The sequence below is a fragment of the Methylobacterium longum genome (genome assembly GCF_022179385.1).
Lineage (GTDB): Bacteria > Pseudomonadota > Alphaproteobacteria > Rhizobiales > Beijerinckiaceae > Methylobacterium > Methylobacterium longum.
Window position 1 is genome coordinate 18,170 of sequence record NZ_BPQS01000031.1, and the last position, 18,985, is coordinate 37,154.

Genomic DNA, 18,985 nt, shown 5'->3' on the forward strand with positions numbered 1-18,985 from the left:
GCCACATGTTTATCAGGAGCTAAGGTGCATATGGACCGCGTGCAACAACTTCTGCGATCCCTGACTAAGAAGGACCGTATAATCGAAGTAGGCCCGAGCTTCAGGCCTATCGCTCCCAAGCGTGACGGTTGGAACACTTTCGTCATTGATCACGCTTCGCGCGACGATCTCCTAAAGAAGTATCATGACCAGACAGTCGAGCAGATCGAGGAGGTCGATTTTGTATGGACTGGTGGATCACTCGCAGATGCCGTGCCCGAAGATCAGCACGGAACATTCGACGCTTTCATCGCCAGTCATGTTATTGAGCACACCACCGACATTGTCACCTTCCTGCGTGCCGCAGAAACTCTACTCCGGCCGGACGGGATCATAATCCTGGCGGTTCCTGATAAGCGCAAGTGCTTCGACTTCTTCCGGTATCCGTCCGCGACTGCCGAAGCGATCACAGCTTTCCTAGAGCGACGCGACCGACACACGGTTCGTACGCATATCGACTATGCGTTGAATATGGCATTGAAGTCGGGAACCGAGGGGGCTTGGGCCGGTGACGATCTCCGGCGCGCCGAGTTAGTGTGCTCTCCCGCTGCGGAGCCTCATTGGCGGGCTACAGCGCAGCTGCCCGGCTACACTGATGCGCACGCCTGGGTGTTCGTACCGGCGAGTTTCAGTCTGATGATCCTAGAATTGACGTTGCTTGGTTATCTCAATCTACGGATCGAGGACATGCTGGAGATGTATGCTACGGAGTTCTTCGTCTGGCTCCGAAAAGGCGCGTTGTCTTTGACTGCCGAAGAAGTTCGGTCCGAACGCACCAATCTTATGGAACGTATAATCGTCGAACTGGCCGAGCAGTCACGTCAGCTACCGGATAGCCCACTGAGCAAGTCCGTTTCCGAAAACACCCTGCGAAATCAACTCTTGACGGCTTCTTATCAGGCTGAGGCAATTCGGACGGTTCTCTCCGCGGTGCGAGCTAGCACCGGCCGTTTTGGACTTAACCGAACCAAATTTCGGCGCCAGATCGCTCAGGCCAGCCGGAAAGTGCCGGACAACGCCTTCGCGGCCGTTCAGCACCAATCTCTACTGATCGAGTCGAGGAAGGTCTTGGAGCGGCGAAGTGAGTCGATGACCACTCCCAACGAGAGCGCGATCGTCGAAGTCGGAAGGAGCGATGCACTCCTTGTCGTGCCGTTGAGCGCCGCTCAGTTCGGGTTTCCGCTCTTCGCCACTGAACTCGCGCGGGAGAAGCAGCGCTCTCGCGCACTGCAGACTGTGCTGCACGCCGTTCTCGCAAGCCTTCGATCACGAGCTCTGAACAAGAAAAAGTTCAAATCGATCATAACAGAGGCGGCACAGAATACGTCGAGCGTCGGCCCTGAAGCTGCACAGCACCTCGTGCTCTTGGCAGAAACACAGAAGGTACTCGGTATTGCTTGGGACACTTCCGCTTGAGGGACGTAGTGCCAACCGGAATTCAAACTGAGTTCAAACCCTAGTGCAGTGACGCGGACGAAGGATTCACGGTCGGGATGAGGTGTGCGAGCCTGGGGAATGGCTCAGACCGTCTGCGTGCTTCCGAATGCAGCCGACACGACCCGGCTCTCTGCGATCGCCGAGAATCGATCGCGCCCGCTCAAGCACATCCAGCGCGCCCGCATCGTTCTGCTCTCGGCCGAGCGCTTGAGCGTTCAGGATGTGGCCCGGCGGGTGGGTGTCAGCCGACCCGCCGTGTGGCGCCGGCAGCGGCGCTACGCCGAAGCGGGCGTCGAAGGTCTGCTGCGTGATAAGACGCGCCCGCCTGGGACACCGCCCCATTCGACCGAGACGGTGGCTGAGGTGCTGGCGCTAACCTGCTCGGAGCCGCCGGGCGAGGTCACCCACTGGACCGGCCGTGCCGTAGCCCGTGCTGTGGGGATCTCGTTACGCGCCGTGCAGCGGATTTGGGACGCTCACCGCCTCCAGCCGCACCGGCTGCGCACGTTCAAGCGTTCGTGCGATCCGGCCTTCGCCGCCAAAGTCGAGAACGGGCACCCATCGAACCCGTTCGATGAGTGCCCCGCGTGGTTGGCCACAACAAAAGACCCGCCCGCCCACGCGGTCGTGCTGTCCATCGATGAGAAGAGCCAGATCCAGGCGCTGGAGCGCACCCGCCCCGACCGTCCGCTCGCCTCCGGCCATCCCGCCGCCCCGACCCACGACTATACCCGTCACGGCACCACGACGCTGTTTGCAGCCCTCGACGTCTTGGCGGGCACGGTGCTCGGCCGCTGCATGCAGCGTCACCGGAATGGCGAATTCATCCGGTTCCTCAACGCCGTCGAGGCCGCCGTCCCGTCCGACAAGGCGATCCACGCGATCCTCGACAATGTCGCCACCCACAAGCACCCGAAGGTGTGCACTTGGCTCGCCCGCCACCCGCGCTGGACGTTCCACTTCACCCCGACCTCGGCCTCGTGGCTCAACGCAGTCGAGGGCTTTTTCTCAGCGCTGACCCGTCGTCGGTTGCGGCGCGGCTCCTTCACCGGCGTCGGCGATCTGCAGGCGGCGATCAAACGCTACATCACCGAGCACAATCGGCACGCCAAGCCCTTCGTCTGGACCAAGCCCGCAACCAACATCCTCGCCGCAGTCAGCCGATCCCCTGAACCATCCGTCTGAGTCAGTGCACTAGCAGCTTGAATTTGCGTCGTGTACGTCCTGTCATGGTGCCGGAATGGTCTGTTGGGGAGTATTGTCGCTGTGAATATGGAACCGAAATACGAAGAGCCGTGGCATGACGCCCTCAACAGTCGAAGCTATTGGTATCACACGATGAAGTTTCCTGACGGCGAAGTCGTCAATGGAAGCTGGACGATAGATGATTTCTTACAATACATCGGCGGATATGATTTGAAGGGCAAGACAGTTCTTGACGTTGGAACAGCATCCGGATACCTCGCGTTCAACGCTGAGAAAGCTGGAGCTACTGTTACTGGACTAGATGCTGCTTCAACACACGAGTTTCGGCACGTACCGTTTGCCGACAGTCTGTCTTATAATAATATTGGGCAATATCGGGAGATTTGGACGCGCGAAAATCTTATCCCGATCAAAAATTCATGGTGGCACGCCTGGCATAAGTACAACAGTCAAGCAAAGTGCGTCTACGCGCCCATCCCTGAACTCTATGAGTGGCCGGAGAAGTCCTTCGACGTTGTTATGGCTGGCGCGATTGTCGAGCACCTTTCAGAGCCGGTATTTGCGATCGGAGCATGGGCACGCCTCGCCCGGGAGGCTGTCTTGATCCCATTCACGGACGTCATCCCCGTGGATGATCTGATGATGCGCCCAATAACGCCGCTCAATGACAGCCGCATCAATTACGTTTGGTGGCATATTTCACGAGGTCTCTACAACAAAATATTTAGTAATCTAGGTTTCGACGTGTATTACACGACTGCCTACGCTCAGCACAATGACGCGGATAGCGGCTCTGAGGTCGCGACTCGCCCATCCATCATCGCGATCAGGCGGGGTACGGAGGCCGCCCGTGCCTTCGTGCCACCGGTTGCCCTTGTAGCGCAAGCGCCCGAGCCGCCGGTCCCTGAGCGGAGGCGAAAGCGGGGCTTGCTGGCTCGGCTAAGCCCCCGTCGGGTTAAATAAACTCGGATCTTGAAGGACGCGCTTTGAGGATCGCACACTCTCCAACAGGGTGTCGATCTCGCGCTCGGCCTTCTTGAACTTGGTCATGTCGCTCCCCAACGTTGACTTAGAGCGCCTAACAGAACGGGCACGGATCGGGCGGGCGTTGGTCTTGATGGCTCGTCCGCTTCTGCCCGATGATCTCTGGACCGAGATTGCGCCGCTTCTGCCGCCGCCCCGCCCACGTCCAAAAGGTGGCAGACGGCCGATCGAGAACCGAGCTGCGTTGACTGTTTGGTCCCAGGATTTGGTGGTGCGGGTTCTGAGTGAACCTAGAGGGCTCGTCCACCCAGGCTTTGCAGATAGCTTCGTAGGGTGTGAGGCCGCGTAGCGTCTTGAGGCGGCGGCCGAAGTTGTAGGCGGCCACGAAGTCCGCGAGGTGCTGCCGGAGCTGATCGTGGCTGTCGTAGTGGAAGCGTTTGACCGTGGCGTCCTTAATCGTGCGGTTCATCCGCTCAACTTGACCGTTCGTCCAGGGTTGGCGCGGCTTCGTGAGACGGTGCTCGATGTCGAGGTCGGCGCAGGCACCCTCGAAGGAGTGGCAGCGGAACGGTACCTTCTCGGCGCGCATCGCTCTGATCTCCTCCGGCGTCCACGTGTTGCCGGACGGCTCGGTGAAATGCGTGCCGTTATCGGTGAGCACGGTGTGGATCTTGTAGGGAACGACGGCAGCAAGGACCCGCAGGAAATTGCCGGCGACCCGGCGCGTGACCTTCTCGTGCAACTCGGCGAAGGCGAACTTGGAGGTCCGATCGATCGCCACGAGCAGGTAAAGCCGGCCTTCTTCGGTGTGCACCTCGGCGATATCAATGTGGAAGTAGCCGATCGGGTACCGCTTGAACTTTGCACGGAGCGGCTTGTCGCCCCCCACCTCAGGGAGCCGCGAGATGCCATGGCGCTGCAGGCAACGGTGCAGGCTTGAGCGCGTGAGGTGCGGGATCGTTGGCTGCAGAGCGTAGAGGCAGTCGTCGAGTGGCAGGAGGGTATGCCGGCGGAAGGCGACGATCACCGCCTCGTTCTCCGCCGACAGCACCGTGGATCGGGGTTCTGTGGGGCCGGTCTTCCGGTCAGCCACCGAGGACCGCTTCTTCCACTTCGCGACGGTCTTTGGGTCGACGCCGTAACGGGCCGCCAGCGCCCTCAGGCTCGCTTGACTATGCTGTATCGCTCGACGGACTGCCGCTGTCGTCGTGGCGCTCCCGTGCTGAACCTGGCCCATAGCGCGTCCTTCCACTCGCGTGAGAAAACTGCACCATCAAACCCTGGGATCAAACATCTAGATACTCGTCTGAGAGCAGGACGCTGTGAGCACGCTGGATGTGTTTGGGTGGGTGCGATTGATCCTCGGCGATCGCAGCGAGCTGGGTCACGTCGGCTGCATCGGGACGCACGCAGACAGTCTGAGCCATCGCCCAGACTCGCACACCTCATCCCGCCCGTGAGGCCTCGATCCGCGTCACCGCACTAGCCACTGCCTAGCAATTGGCAAAACGAACCCAATGACCGTCTCATTTGCGTCTCTCCGCGGAGCGGGCCGAAAGGTACTTCCTCTGCCATGCGGACCGAAGCGCCGCGCCCACCATCTGCAAGTTGGCCATCATATCTTGCTCATGTGCCGGCTTGCTCCCGTGGCAGCTCAGCTGCAGCACGCGCAATCGAGCCATTCTCAGGATCACGTGACCTGCACGGTCTCTTTGTGTACCTCCCACTATAGCTAGGAGGGGAGAGCGTATGGATCGGACACAGCGCCTTCTGCGATCACTGACGAAGGATGCCCGTCTCGTCGAGGTGGGACCGAGCTTCAATCCGCTCGCGCCGAAGCGGGACGGCTGGAACACCTTCGTCATTGATCACGCGTCCCGCGACGATCTCGTGGCCAAGTACAAGGCCCACGAGGGCGTCGACACAACGCGGATCGAGGAGGTGGATTTCGTCTGGCAGGGCGGCTCCCTCGCGGATGCGGTGCCGGCCGATCAGCACGGCACGTTCGACGCCTTCATCGCCAGCCACGTCATCGAGCACACCACCGACGTGGTGACCTTCCTCAAGGCTGCCGAGACCCTGATCCGCCCGGATGGGGTCATCATCCTCGCCGTTCCCGACAAGCGGAAGTGCTTCGACTTCTATCGCCATCCCTCGACGACCGGCGATGCCCTGGCGGCCTTCCTGGAGAAGCGTAGCCGCCACGACACGCGCACGCATTTCGAGTTCATCATGCGCACGGTTCACAAGGGCGGCGCGCCGGGCTGGCACGCCGACGACACCCGGGAAGGCATTATCGCCATCCCGTTCGAGAAAGCGCATGAGCAACTCGGCCTCGCCGCGTTGCCGGAATACGTCGATGCCCATAACTGGATCTTCGTGCCGTCGAGCTTCCGCCTGATGCTTCTGGAACTGACGGCGATGGGCTACCTCGACCTGCGCGTCGAGGAGATCGCCGAGGCGGAGGCGACGGAGTTCTACGCGTGGCTGCGCAGGGGCCGGGAGGCGATGACCCCGACCGAGCTTCAGGCAGCTCGGCGGCACCTCATGGATCTGACGATCGTTGAGCTGTCGCAGCAGCTACGACAGTTGCCGGTATCGCTCCTCGGCGAGGACAGTGCCGAGGCCAAGGTCCTGGATCGAATCCGCGAGGCCGACTTCCGCGCCGAAGCGACGCAGATCGTACTGGCCGCCGTGCTGGCCAGCACCGGCTGGCGCGGCCTGGATCGCCGCAAGTTTCAGACCCTAATTGCCGAAGCGAGCCGGTCGATCCCGGTGAGCGGTCCCGCCGCGGTCCAGCACCTCGTCCTCCTAGAGGGCGCCCGGAAGGTTCTGGGACTGGCTTCCGGGGCGTAGGTCCAGAAATCAATGACGTAGAGCGCGCCTATGGCTTCACCCATGCGGTGCGCCTAATCCTCATCGGTTGCTGGCGATCGGCCACGTCGCATGCCGGGCCGATCGCCGCGCAGACGCAACTGATTACTGCCGACGCAATCTCAAATTGGCTTGTCTCAGCTCACCATCAGCTTCCGGGCGAACAGCGCCGCCGCAAACAGCACGGCGGCGCCCGCGGTGATCAGGCTGATCATCAGGACCCTGCGCGGCTCGGTAGAGGATTCCGGCTTCACCGGCGCGACGACCGGGCTGAGGAACTGGACCTGACGCGCGGCGATGATGCGCGCGCGCTCGTTGGCCTTGCGCGCCGACTCCGCATACCGCTCCGCGCCCTTCCGCTCGTTCTCGAGCGCCTCAAACTGCGTGAGCGCACTCGAGAGCTGGCGCTTCTGTTCGGGCGCCTCCCCAGCGCTCTCCCGCTGCAGGCGAGCTATGTTGGTGTCCAGATCGGCGATCTGCTGTTTAATGTCGATGATGTTCCGGGCTGCCGGACCGAGATCGCGCTGCCCGACGGAGAGCTGAACCGCGAGGTTGACCCGCGCGGTGCGCAGGTCCGAAATCGTCTTCAGGGTGGCTTCGTTCGACCTCACGGCGTCGAGCACGCCGGCCCGGTTACGCAGGTCGGTCAGAGCCGTGTTGATCTTTTGGACTCGCTCCTCGGCGCGTTTCAGCTCGCGCGCGCTCTCGACGACGGCATCCTCACGCGCCCGGGCGCTCAGGCCGTTCACCATCTCATCCGTCGCCTTCAGGATAGCCTGAGTGATGGCCAGCGACTCCCCCGGCTCGAACGCTTCGACCGATAGTGACATGACCCCGGAGACCGAGTCGACATCCGCCGCCACCCGGCGCTTCCAGTAGCGCAAGCGCTTCTCGATCGGCTTGTCGGGATCCAGGCGGGAGAAATAATCGATGCTGTCGCGGCTAAACCACTCGCGGACGGGCAGCTGTGCCTCGATCGTCTCGAGCATGGCCCGGCTGTAGATGTATCCCAGCGTGATCAGGCTGTCCTGCGCGACCGTCGAGTTCACGGTGCCGGAATTGGTGCCCACCTCGTCCGGTGCAGCCTTCTCGGCCGAGCCGACCGCCGGACGGATCGCGAACTGCGTCTCGGTGACGTACCGATCCGAGACGATCAGGCCGTAGTACAGGCCCCCGATCGCGACCGGCAGGACGAAGCAGAGCGCGAACAGGATCGGGATCCAGGGATCATCCTTGACGTGGCTCTCATAGGACCGAACGCCCTTCTTGCGGTCGATGACGCTCGAGAGCCGTGTGAATTGCTGTAGCGCCTCAGCGATCGCCCGCTGCCGGTCCAAGACCTTGAGCGGCTTACCCGCGGCCCGCTGGATCTCCATGTTCATCGTCTGCTTCCCGGCTTCAGCGGCTTCGGACGTGTCTCGAGCCCGGATGGCCCTCGGCCACGACGGAGCCGATGCCTTGAACAGCCCTTCACACCGACAGACGGCAAAAGCATGTCAGCCGGAACCCCGCGGTTCCAGCGCCGCATCCCCAAACCCTCTCCAAGTTTGGCCACCTTCGCGCGTTAGCGCAGCCGGCACGGCCATCGACGGCTGATGAAGGCCTGCCGTCTGTCGGGAGAGCGGTCCCCGTGATCCGTTTCGAAAAAGTCACCAAGATCTACCGGACCAACGGTCACCCGCGGATCATCCTCGACCAAGCGTCCTTCACCCTGAAGCCGGGCATCTCCTACGGCATCCTCGGCATCAACGGCGCCGGCAAATCGACGACGATGCGCCTCATCGCCGGGACCGAGGACGCGTCGAAGGGCAAGATCCGCCGCGACCGGCGCGTCTCCTGGCCGCTCGGCTTCGCGGGCGGCTTCCACCCGAAGATGACGGGCCGCGACAACGTCATGTTCGTCGCCCGGATCTACGGGGAGGACCCGCGCAAGGTGCTCGATTTCGTCGAGGATTTCTCCGAACTCGGCAGCTACCTCGAAGCCCCGATCTACACCTACTCTTCGGGCATGGGCGCGCGGCTCGCCTTCGGCATGAGCATGGCGATCCCGTTCGACTGCTACCTGATCGACGAGATCACCTCGGTGGGCGACGCGCGCTTCTCCAAGCGCTGCGACGAGGTGTTCGCCGAGCGCTGCAAGAGCGCCGACATCATCATGATCTCGCACTCGATGGAGACGATCCGCAAGTGGTGCACCCACGGCCTCGTGCTGCTCAACGGGCGCGCGATCGTCTACGAGGATGTCGATGACGCGATCGAGGTCTACAAGCGCCTCAACGCCTGACGGCGCCCACCGCGCGATCACCGCTGAGGCCACCGCTCGCCGCGCCACGGCGGCGACCGGCGGATCCCGCCGAGCCCCGGTAAGCCGGAGGCCGCTGGACTCAAAGGCGCGCGCGGGCGCCGATTCTCCTCATCCGAGGTCCTTCGCCGCTGGTTCGGGCGTTGTGGTGATGTGCGTTTCGCGGCATCACACGCGCGGGCGCATCGCAGCGCCGGGAGGCCGACAGGAACGCCGTGAGCAGTCTGAAATTCGGTACGAGCGGCCTGCGCGGCCTCGTGACGGACCTGGTGGGCCGGCCGAGCTACCGCTACGCCTGTGCGTTCTTCCGGTCCGTCCCCACGGGGGAGGGCGGCCGCGCCGTGGTGATCGGACGCGACCTGCGCGACAGTTCTCCGGGCATCGCCGCCACGGTGGCGGCGGCCGCGGCGGCGTGCGGATTTGAGGCGGTCGACTGCGGCGCCCTGCCGACGCCGGCCCTCGCCCTCGAAGCGACGCGGCGCGGCGCCCCCGCCGTCATGGTCACCGGCAGCCACATCCCCGAGGACCGCAACGGCCTGAAGTTCTATCGGCCCGACGGCGAGATCACCAAGGCCGACGAGGCCGCGATCCTGGCCGCCCTCGCGGAGGTCGCCGATGCCGACGCGGCACCGGCATCGCCCATTCCTGCCACGCAGGAGCCCGGCGCCATCGAGCGCTACCGTCGCCGCTACGGCGAGACCTTCGCGCCCGAGATCCTGAAGGGTCTGCGCGTCGCGGTCTACCAGCAGAGTTCGGTCGCCCGCGATCTCCTGACGGACCTGCTCGGACAGTTCGGCGCCCAGGTGACCCCGATCGGCCGGTCGCAAACCTTCGTGCCGATCGACACCGAGGCTCATCGGCCCGAGGACATCGCCTTCATCCGCGAGGCCACGGCCGCGGGCGCGTTCGACGCGCTCGTGACAACCGACGGTGACGCCGACCGACCCCTGATCGCGGACGGCGCCGGGCGGATCGTGCGGGGCGACGTGCTCGGCCTGATCACCGCCCGGTTCCTCGGCGCCGACACGGTCGTTGTGCCGGTGACCGCGGGCTCGGCGCTCGAACACTCCGGCGGCTTCACGCGGGTGGTGCGCACCAAGGTCGGCTCCCCCTTCGTCATCGCCGGGATGGAGCAGGCGATCGGCGCCGGCGCGCGCTCCGTCGTCGGCTTCGAGGCTAATGGCGGCTTCCTGCTCGGATCGGACGTCGCCATCGGCGGCAAGGTCCTGCCCGCCCTGCCCACGCGGGACGCCATGCTGCCCATCCTGGCCACGCTGGCCGCCGTGCAGGCGGCCGGCACCTCCCTGGCCGAACTCGTCCTGTCCCTCGATGCGGGGGAGATGGCCAGCGACCGCCTCCCGAACACGCCGTCGGAGCGGAGCAGCGCGTTTCTCGACCGGCTTCGCGACCAGGCTTTCCGAACCGAATTCCTGCGGTCGATCGGTTCGGTGCGGTCGGTCGATCAGCAGGACGGCATCAGAGTCGAGCTTGACAGCGGATGCACCATCCATTTCCGTGCCTCGGGCAATGCCCCCGAGTTACGGTGCTACGCGGAAGCCAAATCGGCCCAGGCGGCGCAAGATCTCGTGCAGTGGGGACTCACCGCGGCGGCGGCGGCCATGTCGTGATCGACCGATCACGGCGGGTTTCCGCCGTGAACCTGTCTTTCATACCCCTGTCTGAACCTGTCGTCGCAAGTTGATCACCACAGGATCGACGAGGGCGATCATCGCCGCCACGCCCACGACGTCATCCGACCACGAGGCCGCAATTCGATCGTGCGACCTCGTCATTGGCATTTTCCGCCAAGCCGCACGCTGAACGATACTGTCAGCCGGTACGAAGACCATAATGAAGGGGTTCACTCATGCCCACGCTCGAATATAACATTTCAGAAGCCGTCATTGATCACAAACACTCGACTAGGATGAGTGTGGCCCACATCCTGGGCCAGCTGGCGCCGCACGATTGCGCAGGCATGAGAAAATCCCGCTACGGGCGATTGTTCGACGGCGGCTATGTCATGGCCGACGACTTCGACGGCGTGACGGCCGCCTACTCCCTCGGGATCAGCCATGACGTCTCGTGGGACCTCGACATCGCCAACAAGGGCATAAAGATCTTTCAATACGACCACACGATAAACCAACTGCCGGCCCATCATCCGCATTTCACCTGGGAGAAGACCGGAATCGGGGCAGACCATTCCGAGCCCGGGTTCAAAACATTGCCCGATATCGTCGCGGAAAATTCGCAACCCGGCGATCGGGACCTGATTCTGAAATGTGACGTCGAAGGGTTCGAGTGGCCCATCCTGGCCAATTGCAGCACCGCGCTGCTCGCCCGCTTCCGTCAGATCGTCATCGAAGTCCACGCCATCAATGCCCTGGCCGATCCCCGACATGCCGACCTGATTGGACGGGCCGTCACCAATCTTTCAGCCAATCATCATGTCATTCACGTTCATGCGAACAATTATGGTGCGTGGGCGATATTAGGCAGCATCCCCGTTCCAACCGTACTGGAACTTACCTTATTGCGGAAAGATCGCGGCAGCTTCCAGCCCACCTCGAGCGAGTATCCCACACCGCTGGACATGCCGAACAATCCGGAACGCGCCGACTTTCCCCTCGGCAAGTTTCGATTTTAGCGCAGACTATCGCTATCCCGTCACTGCGCACTCATCCCGAGACCGGGCCCGGCATCGACGTCCGCGCCTGTCCCGCAGCCGCTCAGCGCGGCTCGGCGGGGATGACGGGCCCTTCCGGGACGGTCCGCCGACGCCGCGACGGCGCCAGAACCCGCTCACGGCCCAGCACACGACGAATCACCGCCAGGAAGTCGAGGACAGCTGGCTGCGATGTGGCGTACGCCGCCGGGACACGGGCAGGGCAGGGCAGGGCAGGGTAGGGTAGGGCAGGGCGCAAGGAACCCGGAGCAGAGGTCATCGGGAAGACGCGAATGGGCCACGAGGATTGACGGGCGCGCCCCTGCGCTCGTTCTGCTCCGCCCCCCCCCGATCACGCGGATCACCACACGCGTGACGATGTCGTTACAGGGCCACCCGAAACGTCCGGATGATTTCCTTCGGAAGCTCGGCCTGACAGATCAGCCGTACATTCAAGCTGTAGGGAGCCTGATCGAGTTCGACACCGCGGCCCTGCCCCGTACGCCAGTCGAAGCGGATCTCGTGACTCGCCGGCTTGTCAGGGTTCACCGGTCCGAGCACCTCTCGGGGATACCCTTCGGTCACGTAGACGTTCTGACACGAGGACAACTTGCCGGTTATTCTCTGGATTTCAGAGTTCGAAAGATGCTGGAGCACTTGGCGGACCAGATAGACGTCCCCCCTCGGCAGCTCGTCCGCGACAGCATCCAGGACCTTGAAGGAGACGCGATCACTGCTGTACCGGGATGCATTATACTCAATCAGCTCAGGCACAAGATCGCACCCGATGTACTGATCGGGCAGCGCCTGCATGAGTTTCTGGCCGATGGCAAAATCCCCGCAGCCGATGTCGACGATGACGAGGGGACGCCCGATCTTCAGTCGCAGGTGACTGAGCTCGGCGAGCATGGCCTGTATGTAGATGTCGGCGACGTCGCCCCGGGACCCGATACCGGAGAAGAAACGGGATTGCCCGTCATTGCCCCAGCGATTTTGCGCGTAGGTCTGCTGAAAGATGGAGGTCCGAAGGTGATGCTCCGTACCGGAACGCTCGGACGGCGCGGCACCGAAATCGTCCGGTAGGTGCGCGACGTAGGGCTTCGCCCAGCGGGCGAAATTGGTGTCCATCGATCGCACCTGACCCGGCGTCAGGTCCTTGATCAGGGACCATGATTTCGACTCCCACAGATGCGTTGCGAAGCTCTGCGTGGTGTCGATCGGATTGTTCGACCTGAAAATCCAGTCGATGTGCGGCTCAACCCAGAGGGGCCAATAGAAAGCCAGATGGTTCAAGATGGTGATTTCATCGGGAAACAGACGGCTCATGAAGAACGGGAGCTGAACCGAATGCTCGCTCCAGAATAGCTCCGTATGATCCCGGCCACCCCGGAACCACTTATACTGCTCCAACCAGCGCGCAATGAATGTCGAACCGGGCTCGGCCAGTATCACCGCATTGGCCGTACCGAACTGCCCGTCGGGCCCCTCCTCGCCGAGGACCGTCGGATAGCCGAGGAGGGGATCGAAGTCGCGATGCACGAAAACGTCGGCATCGAGATAGATGCCACCGTGCTTGATGAGGGCGAGAAGCCGCACGATGTCGGCCCGATGAGCGGCGCTGTGCAGCGGGCGGCCGAAGATTTCCCTGGGCGCCTCGATCCTGACTTCGGTGACGAACGGCTTCGTCAGCGACCACCATTCGTTACGCGGTTCATGCTCGTAGAAGAACATGACGGTCTCGGGATTGATCTTTTCGATGGCGCTACGCAAGCAGACGTAGTGCATCAGGCTCCAAGGCTTCCCGCCAAAATCTTCGGCCATGCCAAAACAATAATGAAGTATTTTAGGCACGCGCATCGCGATTCTCGATTAGTATGGGATGGCGGGATGCGCGGATCGATCCGCATCCTGACGCGAGCGGGCATCTAGGACAGAGTATTACGAACTGTCAAGATTTCGGCGGTCGTCGATCGGCGAATCAAATGCGGCCGAAGATAATTCTTCGTTTCTCGGAGTCGGGAAGTTTTTGCCAATGCGCCTCCGAGTTCCGAACGATTGTCAGGTCGACGGAACCGAGGGGCGGGAATTCTTGTCGCCCAGCGTAGTGCACCGCCCATTTCGTCTTGTAATTCATCGTGGGCTTCGACGTTCGCGCGATCGCGAACCCCCTGTTATTGACTGCAGCCCAAACAAACTGATCCCCGGCTCCGCTCAGCTCGACGGGCAATGTGGTCCAGAGCACCGCGATCTCGAGGGCTCTCCGGCTGAGCATCACCGTGCCGGTGTCGGCGAATCGATAGCCGTCGCTCTCCGGATCCATCGGATCGAGCACGCTTCCGTCGAGCCGCCTCAACGTCCGACGGCTCACCGCGATATCGGAGCGCTCCCGGATCAGGGCGTCGTGAAGGGTCGACACGTGGTTCGGCTCGAGCCAATTGTCCGCATCGAGGAAACAGACGCACTCGGCACCGCTCTGAAACGCGTGGAGCGCACCGACGCCGCGCGCAAAATTTCCCGCGTCGTGATGGGCCGAAGGCAGCACGATGTGCTGGCAGCCCCAGGCATTGATGGCGGCGTTGGGATAGCCGTCCGCGACCATGATGTGGGTCACCTCCGCGTCCTGGGCCACGACACTGCGATGCGCCGTCGCCAGTTCATGGAGGTCTTCACGATAATAGGGCGTCACGACGGCGAGCTTTGTCATCCCGGCGCGCGGTCCTGGCCGCGGCGCGTCCGCCCTTACAAAGGTCTCGAGGTTCTGCGTGGCAAACATGCTCGATCTCTCTTCATGATCGGCCCAAGCGTGCCGCGCGCGCCAAACCACTTAACCCATATCTGCTGCGACCGCCGCGGCGTGCCTTGAAGACTGTAGGTATGTCATCAGGGTCTTCGCATCGTGGAATCACGTTTTATGCGATCTTGGTTAATCATTTATCACGGGCCCGCCAGACCCGGGGCGGCGACGGCGGCGCGGCTTCAGGGAGTCGCCGACGCGCCGCGGCACATGATGTGCGCTTCGCGGCTCGCCGGGACATCGATGAAGGCCCCGCGTGCGCTGCGGTCCTGCTCGCCCGGGATGCGCGAGGAGCACGGTCGCCGGCCGCTCCTCCAGGAACGGGGCGGTGCCGCGGCCGGAGCCCGCCCGCAGGGATTGCTCCGTGCGAAGCGGCCCACGATTGAACCGGGACCGGCTGATGCGCACGTGGCGGCCAGTCGTCTACCTCCACGACGCACGGGCGAGGCGTGTTCGCCAGCGCCAGCCACTGGATCGTCCGCAACAGCGTGGTGGCGCTGGACGACATGGCCAGGTGCAGGAGCAGCCGTACGGCGGACAGCGCGCCCGGCCGCGAGGCCGGCCTGAGTTTGCGACCTGGCGAGGCGGCGTGTGGGCTGGGCATGGTAGGCGAGCAGCTTCGAGCAGTGCTCGGCGAAGGTGCGGCGCGCGCAAGCCGGCTCGCGGCAGTAGAAGCGATCGACCGACGATGGCAGCCAGGCCGCCTTGCCGCTCGCCGGCACGTCGGCAGAGGGCGTGATCGTGCCGTGCGCGGGGAGGAGGGTGAGAGCGGTGGGGCTGTCTCGCGTGATGCGGACGAGATGGCAGCCGGGTAGGGAGCAGAGCAGGGTCATGCCCTGATCTGCGTACTGACACGATCCCAGCTACGTGCCAGCCATCACACAGCCCTTTCCACTAAATTCGGCGATGAACCACCTGTTGGAGGCTGATCACTCGACGCCGGGCGGATCACAGGCAGCAACCCCTTTGATTTCATCCTCGAAACTATCGTTGACTGTCTCTAGAGTAATATATTTGACTCCTTACCATATCAAATCGCCCCATGTTAAACCTGAACCTGAGTCCGATTCGTCAATTAATAGACTCAGCCGCTCGTCCTCTCGTTCATCAAGACGTTCAATTCTTTCTACTAGTTTATTATGTAAGCTGGCTTCTTTATTTCGTGCTTTTTCAAGATTTGCCGCCCTGTGCAGAGTTTTTCTGTGCGTACTAAATGTCTCCCTAATAAAATAGGCGCCCTCATTGCGCGTGTCTTCCACGATTTCTAGCTCGAATTCGTAGCTTTTCATAGTAAGAAATTTCCTATCGTACATATTTTGAGCGTTGTTGCAAGTATAACGTTGCTCACATCTCATTTTATCGAAAAATCTACTCAGACTCTTAGCATTATACCCCGGCAGTCCTCGCGTTGACCTACCGAGCACCGCAGGCCCGCGCTCCGACCCAGCCGCCTATCGACCTTGATTTGCCACCTGCGATCTTAGCTGCATCCAATTATATCCTCGGATAAATCAGTAATGTCAAATCATTTTTTCGTTATATGTAAGTTGTTTTTAGCTTATTTGATAGCCATCCGGGAATTTTATCTGTTTTTTATAAACTACGGATTAGACCGGTCTTTTCTATTTTGATATCATGGCGGAATATATTAATATATCAGAAAATTACCAGAAGTAAGAATTCAGGTGTTTTTTGGGATTTGTAGGGGTAATTAAATTCGATGGTTCCGCAGAATGCAAATAAAGTAAGAGAAGATGAAATTTATATTGGAATGCGCGGGAGTCTTCCAAAGCGCATGCGATGCGGTAGGTACATAACCCTGACGCTGGCGCATCGGGTTTGCGCGCTCAATACGATGTCAACTAGTGCACTGGCCGAGACGTGTGGTGCTGCCTGGCTGTTGAGGATGGCGGCTGCGGGCTTGGTCCAGACAGGTTTGCACTGCTGGTTGTGCTCGGCGATGTAACATATGATCGCCGCTCATAGGTCGACGATCCCGGTGAACGTCCCGCGGCCGCGGTCGCGGCCGCCAACGTGCTGACGCGGAGAACAAGCCCTCAAAGGCGGTGAGCCAAGTGGCTGAGGTTGGGGTGAAGAGGAACACCCAGCGCGGGTTTCGCGACAGCCAAGCCCGCACCTTCGCGTGAGCGTGGGTGCGATAATCGTCGAGCACGACGTGAACCACCTTGCCGGCTGAGACCGCAGGCTCGACGGCATTGGGGAGGCTTCATCGCGGGCTCGTCGGTCAGAAAATGACCGCGAGCGCGCACAGCCCGGCGCATTGTGGCGTTCACGGCCTCGATGGTGTTCGTGGTGTACAGGATCCGGCGAAACTCGCCGAGGAAGCCCTAGTACGGGACGCACTCACTCCAAGCCCGCCGCCAGCTCTGGGCGATGACCGGGTACTTCCGGCCCCACTCGCCTGCCTCGAAGGCCGCCAGGGCCGCCTCGCCAGCCACGGCATCGAGCGCGCGGTAGATGTCCTTTAGCGCCCCAGCCACGGTTCTGCGGTCCTTGCAGGAAACGAAGTCGAGGCTGTGGCAGATGAGGTAGACGACGCAGGTCTGGACGAGCGCTTCAGGGAACACCGCCCGGATCGCGTCGGAGAAGCCCTTCAGGCCATCGACCACGGCAAGCAGCACGTCTTCGACGCCGCGGTTCCTCAGCTCGTCCATGACCCGCAGCCAGAACTTGGCGCCCTCGTTCTGCTCCAGCCAGAAGCCGAAATCTTCTTGGATCCGTCGTCGCGCACGCCGAGTGCGATGTGGACGGCCTTGTTCCGGACGACGCCCGCGTCACGCACCTTGACCTGCAGGGCGCCGAAGAACATGACTGGATAGACTGGCTCCAGCGGCCGGGCCTGCCAGGCAGCGACCTCCTCCAGCGCCGCGTTGGTCACCGCGGTGATCAAGTCGGGTGAGACCTCGATGCCATAGAACTCGCGCAGGTGCGCGACGATCTCCCGGGCGCTCATGCCGCGGGCGTACATCGACACGATCTTGTCGTCGAAGCCCGGGAAGCGGCGCTGGTACCGAGCGATCAGTTGCGGATCGAACGTCGCCTGCCGATAGCGCGGGATCGCCAACTCGACCCGGCCGGTCTCGGTGATTACGGTCTTGCGGCCGGTTAGGTGGCGTCCACCCCAACGCCTTGGCGGCGCCTCCGAGTTTGCAACGAAATTAGCAGTTCGCAGATATCCTCCACGCCCTTTAAAATTAGCGAAGCTAATACACGCAGGACGCTGCTTCAGAAACGATGATATGCTAGGGCCAGTCAGCCGCCCCCTTAACATACATAACCCACTGAGCTTTCGATTTACGGCAGATTTATGCAGAACAAATAAAATTTTCTTGAATTTTATTCAGTTCGACGCGATGCAGAAAGAACTATTTATCTCTGTGGCTTTAGCTGTGCAGTCTCGCGGTATGGTGGCATCAGTTTAGCTGAGGCCGCTCCATACTGGGAGGCATTATGCGGAGGCCCTTCACGGCTGCGACACGACAACGCACGCGGTTAGAGCAGCGCTACAGCGATCGAAAGCTTCGCTCAAAGATCTTGCCGCCCAGCATGGAATGAACCCCATTCGACAGACTTCGGCACCTCGCCCAAGGCGGGCATCGCGACGCTACTGACTTGGCGTCAGGCCGGCTCATGCCAAGAACATGCCCTGCACGAGCGCCATCCCTCCGCAAGCGGCAGCCTCGTCTGCCATTCCGACCACGGGCCGCAGGACGTGAACCCCCGCTAGACCGAGCACCTCGACGCTGCGGATATCGAGCCCTCCGTCGGCAGCGTCGGGGATTCCCGCGCCAGGCTCGCGCCGAGACGATCATGGGCCTGTTCAAGGCCAAGGCGATCCACCGGCGCGGGCCGCGGGCTCGTTCGGGCCGGTCGAGGTCGGCACGCTCGAATGGGCCGACCGGTTGAATCACCGCAGGCTGCTCGAACCGGTGAGCAACGTGCCTCCCGCCGAGGTGGACGCCGTTGCCATGCCCAGGCCGAGGTCCAGGCCTTGGGCGCCCGACCTAAGATAAATGGTCTGCGGGACGCCCAGCGCGGTCCAAGGATCTGCACCACGCCCGGGGCTGAGACTACTCTTCGGCGTTGGCCCTCCGGTCAGGGCCTGCGGTGCCGCGAGCAACGGCAGCCAGGCCGCCAGCGCCAGCATCGTCGCGAGCAGCACCGGCGGCGTGATGACGATGCGGACCTTCATCGGAAGAAATTAAAACCTCGGCCTTCAGGCCGGCGGGAAAGCGCGGGTCTGCGCGCTGTGAACGTGCTCGGCCACGACGAACAACGGAGCACCACCGCAGAAAGTGACGAATCATAAGGGCGTCCAGAGCACGCCTTGGTGGTAGCGGCCGGTGATCCCTGGGCGCATGTCCCGGAGCTTCCGACTGGACACACCCGTAAGGCTGTTGATGAGCTTCGACAGACTGACCTTCGGCGGGCAAGTGACGAGCAAATGAACATCGTCTTCGCTAGAGCATTCGACAAGCTCCGCCTCAAAATCCCGACATACCATAGCAAAGATCACGGTCAGCTCGCGGATCGCCATCGAGGAGAGCACGTCGCGGCGAAATTAAGGGATGAAGACTAGGCGCGCATGAAGCGCCGAAACGATGTGTCGTCCTCTGCGGATTTCCATGTTGCGGCTCCGGAGACCAATTTGTAGGCTCTC

The 18,985-nt window shown here is 62.0% G+C and carries 11 protein-coding genes and 5 pseudogenes; 9 read left to right on the top strand and 7 right to left on the bottom strand.

Translation table 11 applies throughout. The features are described 5' to 3' along the window. Positions 1 to 30 precede the first annotated feature (30 nt). The 4 genes and pseudogenes from MFF58_RS21640 to MFF58_RS21655 all read left to right on the top strand — a co-directional run. Positions 31 to 1,455, top strand: coding sequence for a class I SAM-dependent methyltransferase (locus MFF58_RS21640; RefSeq protein WP_238291037.1), 1,425 nt, complete (start codon positions 31 to 33; stop codon positions 1,453 to 1,455). 99 nt (positions 1,456 to 1,554) lie between these two features. Continuing rightward, on the top strand, positions 1,555 to 2,661 hold the full coding sequence (locus MFF58_RS21645) for an IS630 family transposase (RefSeq protein WP_238291039.1): 1,107 nt from the start codon (positions 1,555 to 1,557) through the stop codon (positions 2,659 to 2,661). Positions 2,662 to 2,748: 87 nt separating this feature from the next. After that, entirely contained in the window at positions 2,749 to 3,645 is an 897-nt protein-coding gene (locus MFF58_RS21650) for a class I SAM-dependent methyltransferase (RefSeq protein ID WP_353959837.1), read from the top strand. A gap of 154 nt (positions 3,646 to 3,799) precedes the next feature. Beyond that, positions 3,800 to 3,916, top strand: a pseudogene (locus tag MFF58_RS21655) (IS5/IS1182 family transposase); the annotation flags it as partial. On the opposite strand, the pseudogene MFF58_RS21660 reads toward MFF58_RS21655, so the two are convergent. Continuing rightward, positions 3,914 to 4,903 (bottom strand): annotated as a pseudogene (locus MFF58_RS21660) (IS481 family transposase); the annotation flags it as partial. The pseudogenes MFF58_RS21655 and MFF58_RS21660 sit on opposite strands and share 3 nt — an antisense overlap. A gap of 512 nt (positions 4,904 to 5,415) precedes the next feature. Between MFF58_RS21660 and MFF58_RS21665 the strand changes: the two are divergent. Next, on the top strand, positions 5,416 to 6,522 hold the full coding sequence (locus MFF58_RS21665; RefSeq protein WP_238291041.1) for a methyltransferase domain-containing protein: 1,107 nt from the start codon (positions 5,416 to 5,418) through the stop codon (positions 6,520 to 6,522). A gap of 155 nt (positions 6,523 to 6,677) precedes the next feature. Here the strand turns inward: MFF58_RS21665 and MFF58_RS21670 are convergent, their stop codons facing one another. Continuing rightward, complete coding sequence (locus MFF58_RS21670; protein ID WP_238291042.1) at positions 6,678 to 7,922, bottom strand: KpsE/RkpR family capsule polysaccharide export protein; 1,245 nt, start codon at positions 7,920 to 7,922, stop codon at positions 6,678 to 6,680. Between the two features lie 248 nt (positions 7,923 to 8,170). Between MFF58_RS21670 and MFF58_RS21675 the strand changes: the two genes are divergently transcribed. The 3 genes from MFF58_RS21675 to MFF58_RS21685 all read left to right on the top strand — a co-directional run bounded on the left by MFF58_RS21675 (position 8,171) and on the right by MFF58_RS21685 (position 11,492). Further along, positions 8,171 to 8,824 carry an ABC transporter ATP-binding protein gene (locus MFF58_RS21675; RefSeq protein ID WP_238291043.1) on the top strand — a complete coding sequence of 218 codons (654 nt, stop codon included), beginning with the start codon at positions 8,171 to 8,173 and terminating at the stop codon, positions 8,822 to 8,824. Between the two features lie 233 nt (positions 8,825 to 9,057). Then, positions 9,058 to 10,470, top strand: a complete 1,413-nt coding sequence (locus MFF58_RS21680) for a phosphomannomutase (protein WP_238291044.1) — start codon at positions 9,058 to 9,060, stop codon at positions 10,468 to 10,470. A 305-nt stretch (positions 10,471 to 10,775) separates the two neighbouring features. Beyond that, complete coding sequence (locus MFF58_RS21685; protein WP_238291045.1) at positions 10,776 to 11,492, top strand: FkbM family methyltransferase; 717 nt, start codon at positions 10,776 to 10,778, stop codon at positions 11,490 to 11,492. 402 nt (positions 11,493 to 11,894) lie between these two features. Here the strand turns inward: MFF58_RS21685 and MFF58_RS21690 are convergent, their stop codons facing one another. The 4 genes and pseudogenes from MFF58_RS21690 to MFF58_RS21715 form a co-directional block, all read right to left on the bottom strand. Beyond that, positions 11,895 to 13,367, bottom strand: coding sequence for a glycosyltransferase (locus tag MFF58_RS21690; protein WP_238291046.1), 1,473 nt, complete (start codon positions 13,365 to 13,367; stop codon positions 11,895 to 11,897). A 121-nt stretch (positions 13,368 to 13,488) separates the two neighbouring features. Continuing rightward, positions 13,489 to 14,283: a glycosyltransferase gene (locus tag MFF58_RS21695; protein WP_238291047.1), complete on the bottom strand. Its 795-nt coding sequence runs from the start codon at positions 14,281 to 14,283 to the stop codon at positions 13,489 to 13,491. A 1,043-nt stretch (positions 14,284 to 15,326) separates the two neighbouring features. Then, positions 15,327 to 15,593, bottom strand: coding sequence for a hypothetical protein (locus MFF58_RS21705; RefSeq protein ID WP_238291049.1), 267 nt, complete (start codon positions 15,591 to 15,593; stop codon positions 15,327 to 15,329). A 936-nt stretch (positions 15,594 to 16,529) separates the two neighbouring features. Beyond that, positions 16,530 to 17,425, bottom strand: a pseudogene (locus MFF58_RS21715) (IS256 family transposase); the annotation flags it as partial. Between the two features lie 537 nt (positions 17,426 to 17,962). Between MFF58_RS21715 and MFF58_RS21720 the strand changes: the two are divergent. Beyond that, positions 17,963 to 18,325: pseudogene (locus MFF58_RS21720) on the top strand (transposase domain-containing protein); the annotation flags it as partial. A gap of 216 nt (positions 18,326 to 18,541) precedes the next feature. On the opposite strand, the pseudogene tnpA reads toward MFF58_RS21720, so the two are convergent. Further along, positions 18,542 to 18,952, bottom strand: a pseudogene (gene tnpA, locus MFF58_RS21725) (IS200/IS605 family transposase). Positions 18,953 to 18,985 lie beyond the last annotated feature (33 nt).